Origin of the sequence: Planosporangium flavigriseum (assembly GCF_011947225.1) — a bacterium.
GTDB classification, from domain to species: domain Bacteria; phylum Actinomycetota; class Actinomycetes; order Mycobacteriales; family Micromonosporaceae; genus Planosporangium; species Planosporangium flavigriseum.
In genome coordinates, this window is the sequence record NZ_JAATVW010000010.1 from 112975 (window position 1) to 128352 (window position 15378).

Below are 15378 nucleotides of genomic sequence, written 5' to 3' on the forward strand. Positions count from 1 at the left end.
CCGGGCCGGGTTGCTGGCAGCGCCGGGCCCGGGCGGAGATCGCGGGTCAGACGTCCGGGTTCAGACGTCGTAGTACAGCGCGAACTCGTGTGGCGTCGGACGGAGCCGAACCGGGTCGATCTCGTTGTCACGCTTCCACGTGATCCAGGTTTCGATCAGATCCGGGGTGAACACGCCACCGTCGAGCAGGTACTCGTGGTCGGCCTGGAGCGCGTCGAGGACCTCGGGCAGCGAGCCCGGAGTCTGCTTGACGCTCGCAAACTCGTCCGGCGGCAGGTCGTACAGGTCCTTGTCGATCGGCTCCGGCGGCTCGGTCTTGCTCTTGACGCCGTCCAGCCCGGCCATCAGCATGGCCGAGAACGCCAGGTACGGGTTGGCCGACGGGTCCGGCACCCGGAACTCCACCCGCTTGGCCTTCGGGTTGGTCCCCGTCACCGGGATCCGGACGCACGCCGAGCGGTTGCGCTGCGAGTACACCAGGTTGACCGGCGCCTCGAAGCCGGGCACCAGGCGACGGTACGAGTTGACCGTGGGGTTGGTGAACGCGCACAGGCTCGGCGCGTGGCGGAGCAGGCCGCCGATGTACCAGCGGGCGGTGTCGGACAGGCCGGCGTACCCGGTCTCGTCGTAGAACAGCGGTTCACCGTGCAGCGCCAAGCTCTGGTGCGTGTGCATGCCGGAGCCGTTGTCACCGAACAGCGGCTTGGGCATGAACGTGGCCGTGTGGCCGGCCGCCCAGGCGGTGTTCTTGACGATGTACTTGTACAACTGCAGGTTGTCCGCGCAGCGCAGCAACGAGGCGAACGCGAAGTTGATTTCGGCCTGGCCCGCGGTGCCGACCTCGTGGTGGGCCTTCTCCACGGTGAAGCCGGCGTCGATGAGGTGACGAACCATTTCGGCGCGCAGGTCGGTGAAGTGATCGACCGGCGGGACGGGGAAGTAGCCACCCTTGTACGGGGTCTTGTAGCCGCGGTTGCCGCCGGGCTCGTCCCGTCCGGTGTTCCACCACCCCTCGACCGAGTCGATGCAGTAGAACGACTCGTGCGTGGAGGTCTCGTACCGGATCGAGTCGAAGATGTAGAACTCGGCCTCGGGCCCGAAGTACGCCGCGTCGGCGATGCCGGTCGCGGTCAGGTACGCCTCGGCCTTTCTGGCGACGTTGCGTGGGTCGCGGCTGTACGGCTCGCGGGTGAACGGGTCGTGGACGAAGAAGTTCAGCGCGAGCGTCTTCTCCGTACGGAACGGGTCGACGAAGGCGGTCGACGGGTCCGGCAGGAGCAGCATGTCGGACTCGTGGATCTCCTGGAATCCCCGGATCGACGAGCCGTCGAAGGCCACCCCGTCGTGGAACATGCTCTCGTCGAACGTCTCGGCCGGCACGTTGAAGTGCTGCATCACGCCGAGCAGATCGCAGAAGCGCACGTCGACGAAGCGGACGTTCTCGGTGGTGAGGTAGCGCAGGAGCTCTTCCGAATTGGCGAACACAGATCCTCCCGACGAAGGCGGGCGAAGGCAACCTGATAGTGAGCCAAGCGTGACGTTAGAACCGGGGCGTTGCTTCGGCATGTCCCGCCGATTTCCGACGTGTTTCGCGCCCGCCGGGCCGCCCTGATCGGCGCTGCGGCGCCCCCTCGGCCGCGCCGCGCGACAGTAGGCTCTCGACAGAGAGGGGGAGCCATGACGTCCGTACGGAATCGGTCCACCGGGAGACCGACCCTGGATCAGGTCGCCTCTCTGGCAGGGGTGGGGCGGGGCACGGTCTCCCGGGTTGTCAATGGATCCGAGCAGGTCAGTGTGCGGGCCCGGCAGGCTGTCGAGCAGGCCATCGCGGAGTTGGGCTACGTGCCCAACCGCGCCGCCCGGGCGCTCGTCACTCAGCGGACCGACTCGATCGCGTTGGTGGTGCCAGAGCCGGGGGAGCGCTTCTTCACCGAGCCGTTCTTCGGCCGCATCGTGCAGGCGATCTCGGCCGCGTTGGCCGGCAGTGAACTGCAGATGCTGCTGATGATCGCGCAGTCGCCGGACGAGCGCCGGCGGCTGGACGGGTACCTGAGCCGACAGCACGTCGACGGTGCCCTGTTGCTGTCACTGCACGGAAGCGATGACGCGCTGCCCGAGCGGTTGGAGGAGCGCGGGGTGGCGGCCGTACGCGTCGGCCGGCCGGCTCACCCCGGTCCCGCTTGCTACGTCGACGCCGACAACCGGGGTGGTGCCCAGAAAGCCGCGTCGTACTTGGTCGAGCAGGGCCGGAAGCGGATCGCCACGATCACGGGGCCGCTGGACATGGCGGTGGGCCTGGATCGACTCGGCGGCTATCGCGATGTGGTGAAGTCCGGTCCGGTGGCCGTGGCCGATTTCAGCGAGGAGAGCGGCGCGGCGGCGATGCGGTGGCTGCTGGAGCACTATCCGGACGTCGACGCGGTCTTCGCGGCGTCGGACCCGATGGCGGCGGGCGCCCTGCGGGTCATCAAGGAGAGCGGCCGCCGCGTACCCCACGATGTCGCCGTGGTCGGGTTCGACGACTCGTTCATCGCCCGGCACACCGATCCGCACCTGACGACTGTGTACCAGCCGGTCGAGGCGATGGGGAAAGAGCTGGTGCGCCTGCTGCTGGCCAAGTTGGCCGGGGAGTCGCCAGACCGCCAGCAGGTCGTCCTCGACACCCACCTGGTCGTGCGCGACTCGGCGTGAGGAGCCCCCATCCGTCGTTGTCGTGACCGGTGGATGGTTATCCCGGCCACTGCCGCACGTCGACGGCGGAGGCGGCGACCTAGAGTCGGGATCATGCGGGAATCTCGGGTGCGGCAACGCCGAAGCCTTCTCCTGCCCGCCTTTGCGGTGGCCCTCGTCCTGCTCGTTGTCGTGATCGCGGTCGTGCAGCTGACCCGGTCGAGCGGTGGTGACCGGCCTGCCGCGCCCGGGGGAGGAGTCGGCGCGCCGACGCCAGGCGACGCGCCGGCGGGTGGAGCGCCGGCGCCGGGCGGGTTGCCGGCGGCACCGATGAACGGGACCGTGACGGGCCAGGTGCCGACCGACTGCCGGGTGCGCAACGCCGCGAACGGGCAGCCGCTGCCAGACCCCACCTGCACGCCCGGCGTGATCAGCACCGAGGTCACCCAGGACAACCTCAGCTCCACGATCTGCCGGTCGGGCTACACGAAGACGGTCCGCCCCCCGCAGTCACAGACCGGCGCGTTCAAACGCAAGGTGATGGTGGCTTATCACCAGTCGGGTCCGCTCGGCGAGTACGAGCTCGACCACCTGATCAGCCTGCAACTGGGCGGCAGCAATGACGCCGGAAACCTCTGGCCCCAGTACAACGACCGCCCCGGCCGGGAGTCCAACAGCAAGGACCCGGTCGAGACCGCGCTCAACCGGGCCGTCTGCTCGCACCGGATCACCCTCGCCGCCGCGCAGGCCGCGATTGCCACCGACTGGACCACCGCGCTCGCCAGGCTCGGGCTGCCGCCGGTGGGCTCGGCGCCCGAGCAGTTCGCGCCGGTCGACTAGCCGGGGCCCCGGCTAGCGCGGGCCGGTGCGCTCCCGGCGTACCGTCGCCTTCTTGCCCTTGATCGTGCTTCCGCGCAGCGCCGCGATCACGTCGTTCGCCGCGGACTCCGGCACCTCCACGAGAGAGAAGCGGTCGGCGATCTCGATGGCCCCGATGTCGCGACCGCTCAGGCCCGCCTCGCCGGCGATCGCGCCGACCAGGTCCTGCGGCCGGATTCCGGCGCTGCGGCCGGCGCTGACGAAGAGGCGGGTCATCCCAGCGGACGGGCCACGCCCACGCCGCTCCTCCCGGCCGGCAGGGCGCCCGCCGGCCGGGCGCCCGCCGAAACGTCCGCCCTCGCGCGGGCCGCGGCCCTCCCGGGCGGTGACCTCCGGGATCTCCTCCTCATCGGCCGCCGCGCCGCCGGCTTCGTGCGCCAGTTTCACCGCGGCGAGCGCCACCTCCATGACGTCGAACTCGGTCGAGAGCGTGTCCACGACGACCCGGTATCGCTCCAGATCGCCCTCCACGATGTTCTCCTCCAACGCGGCCCGGGTCAGTTCCAGTCGCCGGGCCCGCAGGTCCGCGATGGTCGGCACCTTCTCCATGGCGATGCGGCGCTTGGTCACCCGCTCGATGGTCTGCAACATCCGGTGCTCCCGCGGCTCGACCAGGGTGATCGCCACGCCCTCGCGGCCGGCCCGGCCGACCCGGCCCACCCGGTGCACGTAGGACTCCGGTGCGGACGGGACGTTGTAGTTAACCACGTGCGTGAGTTGCTCGATGTCGAGGCCACGGGCCGCCACGTCGGTCGCGACGATCAGGTCGGCCGTACCACTGCGCAGCCGGGCCATGACCCGGTCACGCTGTTCCTGGCCCATCCCGCCGTGCAGCGCCTCGGCGCGGTAACCACGCCCGTTGAGGCTCTCCGCGAGGTCGTCCACCTCTTCCCGGGTACGGCAGAAGACGATCGCGGCTCTGGGCGCCTCCACGTCCAGCACCCTCCCGAGCGCGGCCGGCTTGTACGCCCGCGGCACCAGGTAGGCGCTCTGCCGTACCCGCGGCGCCTGGCCCGGCGCCGGCGCGGGGCGGGCGATCTCGATGCGTACCGGGTCCTGGAGGTGCTGGCGGGCGATGCTCTCGATGCGCGGCGGCATGGTGGCGGAGAAGAGCAGCGTCTGGCGGTCCGCTGGGGCGTCCTGCAGGATCGCGTCGATGTCCTCGGCGAACCCCATGTCGAGCATCTCGTCGGCCTCGTCCAGGACGACCGTCTGCACGCCCTCCAGCCGGAGCGTCCCGCGGCTGATGTGATCCGCCGCCCGGCCAGGGGTCGCGACGACGACGTCCACCCCGCGGTCCAGTTCTCGCAACTGCCGGCCGATGGGCTGACCGCCGTAGATCGGTAGCACCCGCGTGCCCAGGTCGTGACCGTACCGGTGGATCGCCTCCGAAACCTGCATGGCGAGCTCGCGGGTGGGGACCAGGATGAGGGCCTGCGGCTCCCTGTGCCCGCCGTCCGGGGCCAGCCGCTGAAGTATCGGAAGTGCGAACGCCGCCGTCTTGCCCGTTCCCGTCGCGGCCTGCCCGAGCAGGTCACGACCCGCCAACACCGGGGGGATGGCCTCCCGCTGGATCGGGGTCGGCTCCTCGTAACCCAGTTGGGAGATCGCGTGCAGGAGTTCGGGGCGCAGCGACAGGTCAGCGAAGCTGATGGTGTCGGTTGCTTCGGCTACCGCTTCGGCGACCGTGGGGCCGGTCGTGCCACCAGGCACGTCGCCGGTCGGGCGAGCGGTTGCGCCGGTGGTCGGGTCGGCTGTGTTCGGGTCCATGATCGGGCTCCTCGTTGCGGGTCGGATGGGCGCCGCACTCACCCTCAACACTTCCACTTCCGATGCGCGACGCGTCGCGCAGGCCGGCGGGCGGCGGACGGGAGGCCTGAGATCAGTGCCGGGAGGCCACAACGAGGGGTAGAACACGCCCCGGGGCGGAAGAAAAGCCGACCGGCGGCGGTTGAAGGACCTTGTGATCAACGTGCCCCTGTCAGTTCTTGACCTCGCTCCGGTAGCCGCCGGTACCACTCCGGGCGAAGCCCTTCGCCACACCACCGAACTCGCCCGCCGCACCGAGCAGTTGGGCTACAACCGCTTCTGGGTCGCGGAGCACCACAACATGCCCGGAATCGCCAGCTCGGCGCCGGCCGTGCTGATCGCGCACCTGGCCGCGGCCACCTCCACGATCAGGGTCGGCTCCGGTGGGGTCATGCTCCCCAACCACGCTCCGCTGGTGGTCGCCGAGCAGTTCGGCACCCTGGAGGCGCTGCACCCGGGCCGCATCGACCTGGGTATCGGCCGGGCGCCCGGCACCGACCAGATGACCGCGCTGGCCCTGCGCCGGACCATGGAGGGGCTCTCCGCGGAGGCGTTCCCGCAGGAGCTCCAGCACCTGATGGGGTACTTCGCCGGCGACGAGCGCCTGCGGATCACGGCCACCCCGGGCCGCGGCGACATGCCCGCGATCTGGCTGCTGGGCTCCAGCGGGTTCAGCGCGCAGCTGGCCGGCCTGCTCGGGCTGCCGTTCTCGTTCGCCCACCACTTCAGCGCCCAGAACACGGACGCCGCGCTGGCGCTCTACCGCGAGAACTTCCGCCCGTCGCAGTGGCTGGACAAGCCGTACGCGATGGTTGCGGTCAGCGCCGTCTGCGCCGACACCGACGAGCGCGCCGAGTGGCTGTCCTGGCCGAGCGCGCTGTCGTTCATCCGGCTGCGCGAGGGCCGGCCGGGGCCCATGCCGACGCCGGCGGAGGCTGCCGAGTACCCGTACAGCGACCTGGAGCGGGAGTTCGTCCTCTCCCGCCGCGAGGGTCAGGCGATGGGCTCGCCGGAGACGGTCCGCCAGCAGTTGGAAGCGCTGCTGCGGCGCACTGAGGCCGACGAGCTGATGCTCACCACCCAGGTCTACGACATCGCCGACCGGGTGCACTCGTTCGAGCTGATCGCCGAGAAGGTCGTCGGCGGGTTGCGCCGGGAGGGCTGACCGCCGCCGCACGCCATTACCGGCGTGGTTGTCGACCCGAGATGAGGGGGCGATGGCCACGCCGGTTTGTCGTTACTGGGCGATAAGGACATTTAACGGCTTTTGCGACTATTTCAACACAGCGAAGTGAACCTTTACTTAGCGTTGCTAATTGAATGCGGTGAGTGGTAAACAGGCGAAAGGAGCACCTTTACCCGTGTGGCGCATCGTTTGAGCGACCCAGGGAGTTTTGATGTGTGGAGTCGTAGGTTGGGTTGATTTTGGCCGCTCGCTGACGCGCGAGCACGCGCCGGTGCGGGCGATGGCGGCGACCATGGCCTGCCGTGGACCGGACGCCGAAGGCCTATGGTTCGGCGAGCATGTCGGGCTCGGCCACCGACGGCTGGCGGTCATTGACCTTGCCGGTGGCGCGCAGCCGATGCTCGCGCGAGGGGACCCGAGCGCGGGCCCCGCCGGCGTCGTCACAGGCGCGGACTCGATGACCTCCGGCGGTGCGGCTCACCAAGGCTCGGTGATCGCGGCGCTGACCTACAGCGGCGAGGTCTACAACTTCCGCGAGCTGCGCGAAGAGCTGCGCGCGCAGGGGCATCAGTTCCGCACGTCCAGCGACACCGAGGTGGTGCTGCGAGCGTACCTGCAGTGGGGTGACGGCTTCGTCGAGCGTCTCAACGGCATGTTCGCATTCGGGCTGTGGGACGGCCGCCGCCAGCGGCTGCTGCTCGTGCGCGACCGGATGGGGATCAAGCCGCTGTTCTACCACCCCAACGCCGACGGGGTGGTGTTCGCCTCCGAACCCAAGGGGATCCTCGCGCACCCCGAGATCGACGCCGTCGTCGACACCGACGGGCTGCGTGAGCTGCTGGCCTTCGTGAAGACGCCGGGCCATGGCAGCTACCGCGGCCTGCGCGAGGTACGCCCGGGCGAGATGGTCGTCGTCGACCGCGCCGGCGTGCGGCCGCGCCGGTACTGGAGCCTGACCGTGCGGCGGCACACCGACGATCTGGAGACGACCGTACGCACCGTGCGTGAACTTCTCTCCGACATCGTGGCCCGGCAGCTGATCACCGACGTACCGCTGTGCACGCTGCTCTCCGGCGGCCTGGACTCCTCGGCGATCACCGCGCTGGCCGCGTCCGCCCTGCGCCGTAACGGCGGGGGACCGGTGCGTTCGTTCGCGGTCGACTTCGTCGGGCAGACCGAGCACTTCCGGCCGGACGAGCTGCGCAGCACGCCTGACGCGCCGTACGTGCACGAGGTCGCCGAACACGTCGGCGCCCAGCACACCGACATCGTCCTGGACACCGCGGCGCTGATCGACCCGCTCTACCGGACCGGGGTCCTGACGGCGAGCGACCTGCCCAACTCGATGGGAGACATGTACACCTCGCTGTACCTGCTGTTCCGCGCGGTGCGGCAGCACTCGACCGTAGCGTTGTCGGGCGAGTCCGCCGACGAGGTGTTCGGTGGCTACTCCTGGTTCCACGACGAGCAGGCGGTCAATGCGGACACGTTCCCGTGGATGAGCGTGATACGGCCCGGCGGGAGAGATCCCGAGACCGTCACCGAACTGCTCGACCCCGACCTGGCCGGGCTGCTGAACCTGGACGAGTACCGCGATGCCGCGTACCGGCAGGCGCTGGCCGAGGTGGACCACCTGCCGGACGAGGACGGCCGGGAGCGCCGCATGCGGGAGGTGTGCTACCTGCACCTGACGCGGTTCGTCCAGGTCCTGCTCGATCGCAAGGACCGGATGAGCATGGCCCACGGCCTCGAGGTCCGCGTACCGTTCTGCGACCACCGTCTGGTCGAGTACGTCTACAACACCCCGTGGTCGATGAAGACCTTCGACGCCCGCGAGAAGAGCCTGCTCCGCGCGGCCGTGGCGGACCTGCTGCCCGAGTCGGTGGTGCAGCGGCGCAAGAGCCCGTACCCCTCGACGCAGGATCCGGGGTACGAGCGCGCGCTACGCGACCGCCTGGCCGAGATGCTCGCCGACGGCGAGGCGCCAGTGGTGCCCCTCCTCAACCCGAAACGGGTCGAGGAAGTACTGAACACTCCCGTGGACAGTACCGGGTTCGGCCAGGGGCGCCGCGCCGTCGAACTGGCGCTCGCCCTGGACCGGTGGCTGCGTCGCTACCCGGTCCGGCTGGCGTTCGACGGCGGGTGACCGCGCCGGTCACGTCATCGGCGAGTACTCCGTGGGCGCCAGGATCGAGTTCTCGATCCTGGTGGTCAGCGGGCCGTCCCGTTCGGACTCGGCGCGCGCCTGGAGCCACTCCGGGTCGGTGCTGAACGCCGCCCACCGCTGCTCCCGTTCGGCCAGGTTCTCCCAGCGCAACAGGTAGGTCAGCTGCATGTTGGACGGACCGATGTAGGTCGTCCAGAACCCGACCGGCGTGATGCCGTGACGGGCGAACAAGCGCAGCGTGTGGTCGGTGAAGCGGGCGTGCAGCGCGGGGAGTTTCCCCGGTGCGGCCTCGTAGACGCGCAGTTCGTACAGCACGATGACCTCCTACTCACGGTATGGGGAAGATATGGGGAAGATACTGTGCTCACGGCTGTGGACTGCGGTCGCGGTGGCCGGCGATGATGTCGGCGACCGCCGCGACCAGGGCGACCAGTACGAGGGCGATCGCGACGAACAGGGCGGTGCGGAAGGCCTGCGTCCAGTGGCCGTGGGTCGCGGCCAGGCGGGCGAAGAAGACCGATCCCACACACGCGATCCCGATCGCGGCGCCGATCCGCTGGCCCGTCTGGATCATCCCACCGGCGCTGCCGCCCCCGCGGGGTGGTACCTCGGACAGCGTGATCGTCTGGTTGGGTGTGATGACCAGGCCGCTGCCGAGACCGGCGACGAGCAGGGGAGCAGCGGCGGCGAGCGGCGCGGCGTGCCCGGGGAAGAAGCGCACCGCGAGCGCGGTGCCCGCGAGGCCGATCGCGACCAGCGCGAGGCCGGCGGCGACCAGGGGGCGCCCGAGCCGGTTGACGAGGCGTCCGCCGAGGGCGGCGGCACCGGCGGACCCGAGCGCGAACGGTGTTATCGCCAGCCCGGCGAGCAGCGCGCTGTAGCCCAGGCCGTTCTGCAGGTACAGGGTATAGATGAAGAAGATCGCGGTGAAGCCGGCGAAGTAGAGCAGCCCGATCAACGCGCCGAGAGCGTACGACCGCTGGCGGAACAGGTCCAGGTCCACGACCGGTTCGGCGCGTCTCTCGTGGTGGCGTTCCCAGCCGACGAACGCGGCCAGCACGGCCGCCCCGGCGACCAGCAACAGCCACTTCGCCCGGCCGGGCCACTCCTGCTCCTGGACCAGCGGCAGGAGGATCAGAACCACGCCGGTGCCCAGGAGGACGACGCCCAGCGGGTCGAGGCTCTCCCGGCGACGCCGCTCCGGCGGGCGCGCCGGGATCAGCCGCCAGCCCAGCACGATGGCGGCGGCGCCGATCGGGATGTTGACGTAGAAGACCCACCGCCAGCCCTCGTGCGCGCCCGCGAGCTGGATCAGCGCGCCGCCCAGCAGGGGACCGATCGCCGTGGAGACACCGATGGTGGCGCCGAGCAGGCCGAACGGTCGGCCGCGCTCGGCCGGCGGGAACAGCACCTGAACCAGGCCGACCACCTGCGGGTTGAGAATTCCGGCGGAGAAGCCCTGGACCAACCGCGCGACGACGAGCCAGGTCGCGTTCTGGGCGAGCCCGGCCGCGGCGCTGGACAGGGTGAACAGGGCGAGGCCGGCGATGAAGACGTTGCGCCGGCCCCGAGCGTCGCCGTACCGCCCGGCGGGAACCAGGGCCAGCCCGAACATGAGCGCGTACCCCGACAGCACCCACTGCACGTCGCTCGTGGTGGCGTGCAGACTGGTGCGGATCGATGGGATCGCCACGTTGACGATGCTCACGTCGAGCAGCGTCATGAACGCGGCGACGAGGCAGACAGAGAAGGCCCGCCATCGTCGCCGGTCGGCCTCGGTGCGCTCCGGACTGGTCTGTTGAGCTTCGTGCGTCATACCGGGCTGTTGCCCGGTCCTGCCCGTTGCTATCAAACGGCCGGCGCGAGCGCCCGCATCATCTCGTCGGCTCGGCGGGTGGCGGACGTCGGATCGGCGTCGGGCGAACCGATGAGCGGATCCCAGTTCAGGTCGTAGAACACCTCCGTCACCCCCGCCTCGCCGAGACGGCGGGTGTCCGCGCGAATCTGTTCGTACGACCCGGACAGCGGCTGGCGCTCGCCACCACCTGTCGGCTCGCCGACCCGCACCACCCCGCGGGAGACGATCCGGAGCGACTCCGGATCCCGACCGGCTTCGCGCGCGGCGCCGTGGATGACGGCCACGCTCTCGGCGATCTGCGTCAGGTCCATGGCGCTCCCGCTGACCCAGCCGTCCGCGGCCCGGCCAGCCCGCCGCAGCGCGCTCTTGGCGGCGCCGCCGAGCAGGACCGGCGGGCCCGGTCGCTGGATGGGCTTGGGCGCCATGCGACTCGGCGGGATGGTGTAGAACTCGCCATCGAACTGGCTCACCTCGTCGGCCCAGAGCGTGCGCAGCACCTTCAGGTACTCCTCGGCCCGGGCGCCACGCCGTTCCATCTTTGCGCCGGTCGCGATGAACTCGGCTGGTGACCAACCGGCGCCGAGGCCGAGGTCGTGCCGGCCGCCGGAGAGCACGTCGAGGCTGGCGGCCTGCTTGGCGAGGTAGGCCGGCGACACGAACGGGAAGTTCACCACCGCGACACCCAGCCGGATCCGGGTGGTGTGGGCGGCCGCGTACGCCAGCGACACCAGTGGATCGAGCACACTCTGGTACACCGGAGCCAGTTCTTGGTCTGCGCCGACGAGCAGCCGCTGGAAAGTCCACAGTGAGTCGTAACCGAGCTGTTCAGCCTGAGCGGCGAAGCGTGCAATGTTGTCCGGGGTGGCCCACGCGCCCGACACCGGCAGTCCGAATCCGATCCGCATGCGGTCTACCGTAGGGGATGCAAGCGCCGGGGGCGCCCTGCCCTCGGCGGCGGCCGGTGCTGCCCGGTGATCGGTTTGGCTGCTGTCGTGGCGGGCATGACCCCGCGCATGGGCAGATTCGTGGCCAGGCTGGAGCGGCTGACCGCCCTCGATGGAATCGCCGAGCGGGCGCGCAAGCTGGTACGCGGCGCGATCCGTTCCCGGCGGGTAGCCGACCTGCTGCACGGTGTCTGGCTGGGCCACCCGCTGCATCCTGCCCTGGTCCAGGTTCCGTTGGGGGCGTGGACGAGCGCGGCCGTCCTCGACGTGCTGCCAGGACAACGCGCCGCCGCGACGACGCTCGTCGCCATCGGTACGGCCAGTGCCGTGCCGGCCGCGCTGGCGGGCGTGAACGACTGGGCGGCGCTGTCGCGCGAGCAGCGTCGGGTCGGCCTCGTGCACGCGGCGGCGAACACGATGGCGTTGACGCTGTACGGCGTCTCGCTCAGTGCGCGCATGCGCGGCCGACATACGATCGGCCGGCGACTGGCGTACCTCGGGCTCGCGGTGGCCAGCACCGGCGCCTACCTCGGCGGTCACCTGTCCTACGCGCTCGGCGCGCAGGTGAATCAGTCCGTGCCGGGTCTGTGGCTGCTGCGCGGTACGTGGCAACGCGTCGGGAACGTCGACGAGTTCAACGAGGGCGAGCCGGCCGTGCGCAAGCTCGGGGAGACGCCCGTGCTGGTGTATCTGGAGGCCGGCCGGTTCACCGTCATGCTGGAGCGCTGCGCCCACCACAACGGCCCGCTCGGTGACGGCAAGGTCGTTGAGATCGACGGCTGGCCCTGCGTGGTCTGCCCATGGCACGGGAGCACGTACCGGCTGGCCGACGGCGTGGTCGTACACGGTCCGGCCGCGACCGACCAGATTACGCTCCGCACCCGGATCGTGGACGGTCGCCTCGAAGCCGCTCCCGTCTGACCGCGCGTCGGTGTGATTTCTCGCGGAGTCCACTGTGGCGTGACGGCGGTACGATTCGCGCCCATCGCCGCTGTCGCCCACAATGGGTCCGCGACCCACGCCACCGTTCCGAACCCTGTTCGTCCTGACCATCGCCGTCTCCGCCTGTCCTGTGTGGATAGGGGGCCTGGGTCGGCGGTCCGAATGAATCCACGCAGCGCGAAGCTGTGCCCTGGGAGAGGGGGCAGGAGATGGCCAAGAAAGCCGTCACCTGGGCTGTCATCGCGTTTCTCGTATTTTTCGTCGCCTTCCACCCCGACACCGCTGCCCGCGTGACCCGTTCCCTGGGCACCATGGTCGTCAACGTCGGAAAGGGCTTCGGCGACTTCTTCACGAGGGTGGCTGGCTGAGGCCGGGCACTCCCGTGCGGTCAGCCGAATGTCGGGCTGACGACTGCCGCGGCGGCCATGAGGGCGGCGGTCAGCCAGCCGACTGCGGTCGCGAGACGCCTGTTGACGTGGTCGGGTGAACGGGTCGCCGGCAGTTAGTTGTAGCATGCTAAAAGTTGTATTAGTGCAAGTAACTTGGGGTACCACGTGCCTGAGCTCGACCGCCGCAGGCGGATGCTCGTCCTGGCCACCTGCTGCATGAGCCTACTCATCGTCAGCCTCGACAACACGATCGTGAACGTTGCGCTCCCGTCCATCCGGCGGGACCTGCACGCGCCGATGTCCGGCCTGCAGTGGACCATCGACGCGTACACGCTCGTCCTGGCCAGTCTGCTGATCCTGGCCGGCTCGACCGCCGACCGGGTCGGTCGGCGACGTACGTTCCAGACCGGGCTGGTCATCTTCACGATCGGTTCCCTGCTGTGCAGCCTCGCGCCCAGCCTCGGCTGGCTCGTCACCGCTCGGATGGTGCAGGCGGTCGGCGGCTCGATGCTCAACCCCGTGGCGATGTCCATCATCACCAACACGTTCACCGAGCCGAAGGAGCGCGCCCGGGCCATCGGCGTCTGGGGATCGGTCGTGGGTATCAGCATGGCGCTCGGGCCGGTCGTCGGAGGGGTGCTGGTCGCGGCGCTGGATTGGCGGTCGATCTTCTGGATCAACATCCCGGTCGGGCTGTTGGCGCTGGTGCTGACCGCGCGATTCGTGCCCGAGTCCCGGGCCGGGCATCCCCGCCGCGTCGACCCGGTAGGCCAGGTGCTCGTTCTCACCGTTCTCGCGTCGTTGACGTACGCCATCATCGAAGGCCCGAACGCCGGCTGGTCCTCGGCGGAGATAATCGGATTCTTCGCCCTCGCCGCCGCGGCGCTTGTCGTACTGCTCCGCTACGAGGCGCGCCGCGATGAGCCACTGCTGGACCTGCGCTTCTTCCGGAGCGCGCCGTTCTCCGGGGCGACCCTGATCGCGGTCAGCGGGTTCGGCGCAATGAGCGGTTTCCTCTTCCTCAACACGCTGTACCTGCAGGAGGTGCGGGGGCTGTCGGCGCTGCACGCCGGGCTGTACACGGTACCGATGGCGGCGATGACGGTGGTGTTCGCCCCGCTCGCGGGGCGGCTCGTCGGCAGCCGGGGGCCGCGCCTGCCGCTGCTGCTCGCCGGCGCGGCGATAGTCGTCAGCATCCTGCCGTTCACCTGGTTGACCGCCGACACACCCGTGAGCTGGCTGATCGCGAGCTACATCGTTTTCGGCTTCGGGTTCGGGATGCTCAACGTCCCGATCACCAACACCGCCGTCTCCGGCATGCCCCGGTCCCAGGCCGGCGTCGCGGCGGCGATCGCCTCGACCAGCCGGCAGGTCGGCCAGTCCCTCGGGGTGGCGGTCGTCGGGTCGGCGGTGACGGCCGGCTTCCGCGGCGACATGGCGACGCGGTTCGCGCAGGCGAGCCACCTCGGGTGGTGGATCGTCGTGGGCTGCGGCGTGGCCGTGTTCGCCCTCGGTGCGATCACCACGAACCGCTGGGCGCGGCGAACCGCTGAGGACGCCGCGGCCCGTATCACCCCCGCCCGGTCCGCGACCCCGGCCGGTACGCGGTGATCGAGCGCGCTGAGACCGTGCGCGCCGAGACCGTGCGCGCCGAGACCGCGGACCGGGCCTGGCAGGGGATGAGGGCCCTGGTGCTCGAGCGACACGACCGGCGCCGGGAGGTGTGCGGGGCCCTCGACATGAGCTTCATCCGGGTCAAGGCGCTGCGGTCGTTGGCCGGCGGTCCCATGACGATGCGGCAGCTGGCCGAGCGGCTCGCGACCGACCCGCCGTACACGACCCTCGTCGTGGACGACCTGCAGAAGCGCGACCTGGTCCGGCGAAGTACGCATCCGACCGACCGGCGACAGCGGATCGTGACCTTGACGCCGGCCGGGGCCCGGGCCGCCGAGACGGCCGACCGCATCCTCGGCCGCCCACCGACGGCTCTCCTCGAGCTCGGCGACCGGGAACTGGCGGCGCTCGACCGGATAGTGGCGAAACTCCTCGGGTAGGGGCCGCGGAGTGACGATCTGATCATTTGAGAGATCACCCCGGGTTCTGCTCGTGTCTTGCGTTTTTCTGGGTAGTCGGTTCGCCTGGTACCAGCCGGCTCACTTCGGTCACGCGGACGCGTCGGGAGCGGTCGGCCGGGTTGGGTGATGTGAAGGCGCCGCCGGCCAATGCGGCTTGCGGATCTGGGTTCGTAGGTCATCGGGCCTGACAAGGGAGAACGGAAATGCCACAGGGCACGGTGAAGTGGTTCAACGCCGACAAAGGCTTCGGGTTTATCAGCCAGGACGGGGGCGGCCCCGACGTGTTCGTTCACTTCTCCGCCATCCAGTCCGGCGGTTACCGCTCGCTCGAGGAGGGCCAGCGGGTCGAGTACGAGGTCACCCAGGGTCAAAAGGGACCGCAGGCGGAGCAGGTGCGCCCTATCTGATCGCCACCATGAACTGAGCGCCAACATCGTGGTGCGAACACTGTCCCCGGCG

The 15378-nt window shown here is 70.1% G+C and carries 14 protein-coding genes; 9 read left to right on the forward strand and 5 right to left on the reverse strand.

Translation table 11 applies throughout. The features are described 5' to 3' along the window. Positions 1-60: 60 nt before the first annotated feature. Positions 61-1485: a type I glutamate--ammonia ligase gene (gene glnA / locus HC028_RS15780; protein WP_168078027.1), complete on the reverse strand. Its 1425-nt coding sequence runs from the start codon at positions 1483-1485 to the stop codon at positions 61-63. Positions 1486-1677: 192 nt separating this feature from the next. On the opposite strand from glnA, the gene HC028_RS15785 reads away from it, so the two are divergent. Beyond that, positions 1678-2691 carry a LacI family DNA-binding transcriptional regulator gene (locus HC028_RS15785; RefSeq protein ID WP_168078029.1) on the forward strand — a complete coding sequence of 338 codons (1014 nt, stop codon included), beginning with the start codon at positions 1678-1680 and terminating at the stop codon, positions 2689-2691. 93 nt (positions 2692-2784) lie between these two features. After that, positions 2785-3510: a hypothetical protein gene (locus tag HC028_RS15790; RefSeq protein ID WP_203981377.1), complete on the forward strand. Its 726-nt coding sequence runs from the start codon at positions 2785-2787 to the stop codon at positions 3508-3510. A gap of 12 nt (positions 3511-3522) precedes the next feature. Here the strand turns inward: HC028_RS15790 and HC028_RS15795 are convergent, their stop codons facing one another. After that, a complete protein-coding gene (locus HC028_RS15795) occupies positions 3523-5361 on the reverse strand; it encodes a DEAD/DEAH box helicase (protein ID WP_373313946.1) in 1839 nt (612 codons plus the stop codon). Between the two features lie 151 nt (positions 5362-5512). Between HC028_RS15795 and HC028_RS15800 the strand changes: the two genes are divergently transcribed. Both HC028_RS15800 and asnB read left to right on the forward strand, forming a co-directional pair. After that, positions 5513-6523 (forward strand): LLM class flavin-dependent oxidoreductase, encoded by a 1011-nt coding sequence (locus tag HC028_RS15800; RefSeq protein WP_239075531.1) that lies wholly within the window; start codon positions 5513-5515, stop codon positions 6521-6523. Positions 6524-6755: 232 nt separating this feature from the next. Further along, a complete protein-coding gene (asnB, locus tag HC028_RS15805) occupies positions 6756-8690 on the forward strand; it encodes an asparagine synthase (glutamine-hydrolyzing) (protein WP_168078035.1) in 1935 nt (644 codons plus the stop codon). 9 nt (positions 8691-8699) lie between these two features. Here asnB and HC028_RS15810 read toward each other — a convergent pair whose 3' ends face one another. Genes HC028_RS15810 through HC028_RS15820 form a run of 3 tightly spaced genes read right to left on the reverse strand, consistent with a single transcriptional unit; the run spans position 8700 to position 11474 of the window. Continuing rightward, positions 8700-9026 (reverse strand): NIPSNAP family protein, encoded by a 327-nt coding sequence (locus HC028_RS15810; protein WP_168078037.1) that lies wholly within the window; start codon positions 9024-9026, stop codon positions 8700-8702. Positions 9027-9075: 49 nt separating this feature from the next. Beyond that, a complete protein-coding gene (locus HC028_RS15815) occupies positions 9076-10527 on the reverse strand; it encodes an MFS transporter (protein ID WP_168078039.1) in 1452 nt (483 codons plus the stop codon). Between the two features lie 32 nt (positions 10528-10559). Next, the gene (locus HC028_RS15820) at positions 10560-11474 is read right to left on the reverse strand and encodes a TIGR03619 family F420-dependent LLM class oxidoreductase (protein WP_168078041.1); all 915 of its coding nucleotides are present in this window, start codon (positions 11472-11474) and stop codon (positions 10560-10562) included. A gap of 108 nt (positions 11475-11582) precedes the next feature. Between HC028_RS15820 and HC028_RS15825 the strand changes: the two genes are divergently transcribed. The 5 genes from HC028_RS15825 to HC028_RS15845 all read left to right on the forward strand — a co-directional run bounded on the left by HC028_RS15825 (position 11583) and on the right by HC028_RS15845 (position 15326). Beyond that, positions 11583-12434, forward strand: a complete 852-nt coding sequence (locus HC028_RS15825; RefSeq protein WP_168078043.1) for a Rieske (2Fe-2S) protein — start codon at positions 11583-11585, stop codon at positions 12432-12434. Positions 12435-12664: 230 nt separating this feature from the next. After that, entirely contained in the window at positions 12665-12823 is a 159-nt protein-coding gene (locus HC028_RS15830; protein ID WP_168078045.1) for a hypothetical protein, read from the forward strand. A gap of 186 nt (positions 12824-13009) precedes the next feature. After that, a complete protein-coding gene (locus tag HC028_RS15835; RefSeq protein ID WP_168078047.1) occupies positions 13010-14455 on the forward strand; it encodes an MFS transporter in 1446 nt (481 codons plus the stop codon). After that, positions 14452-14898 carry a MarR family winged helix-turn-helix transcriptional regulator gene (locus tag HC028_RS15840; RefSeq protein ID WP_239075530.1) on the forward strand — a complete coding sequence of 149 codons (447 nt, stop codon included), beginning with the start codon at positions 14452-14454 and terminating at the stop codon, positions 14896-14898. Before HC028_RS15835 ends, HC028_RS15840 begins: the two co-directional genes overlap by 4 nt. Positions 14899-15122: 224 nt before the next feature. Continuing rightward, positions 15123-15326, forward strand: coding sequence for a cold-shock protein (locus tag HC028_RS15845; protein ID WP_168078049.1), 204 nt, complete (start codon positions 15123-15125; stop codon positions 15324-15326). The last annotated feature ends 52 nt before the right edge of the window (positions 15327-15378 follow it).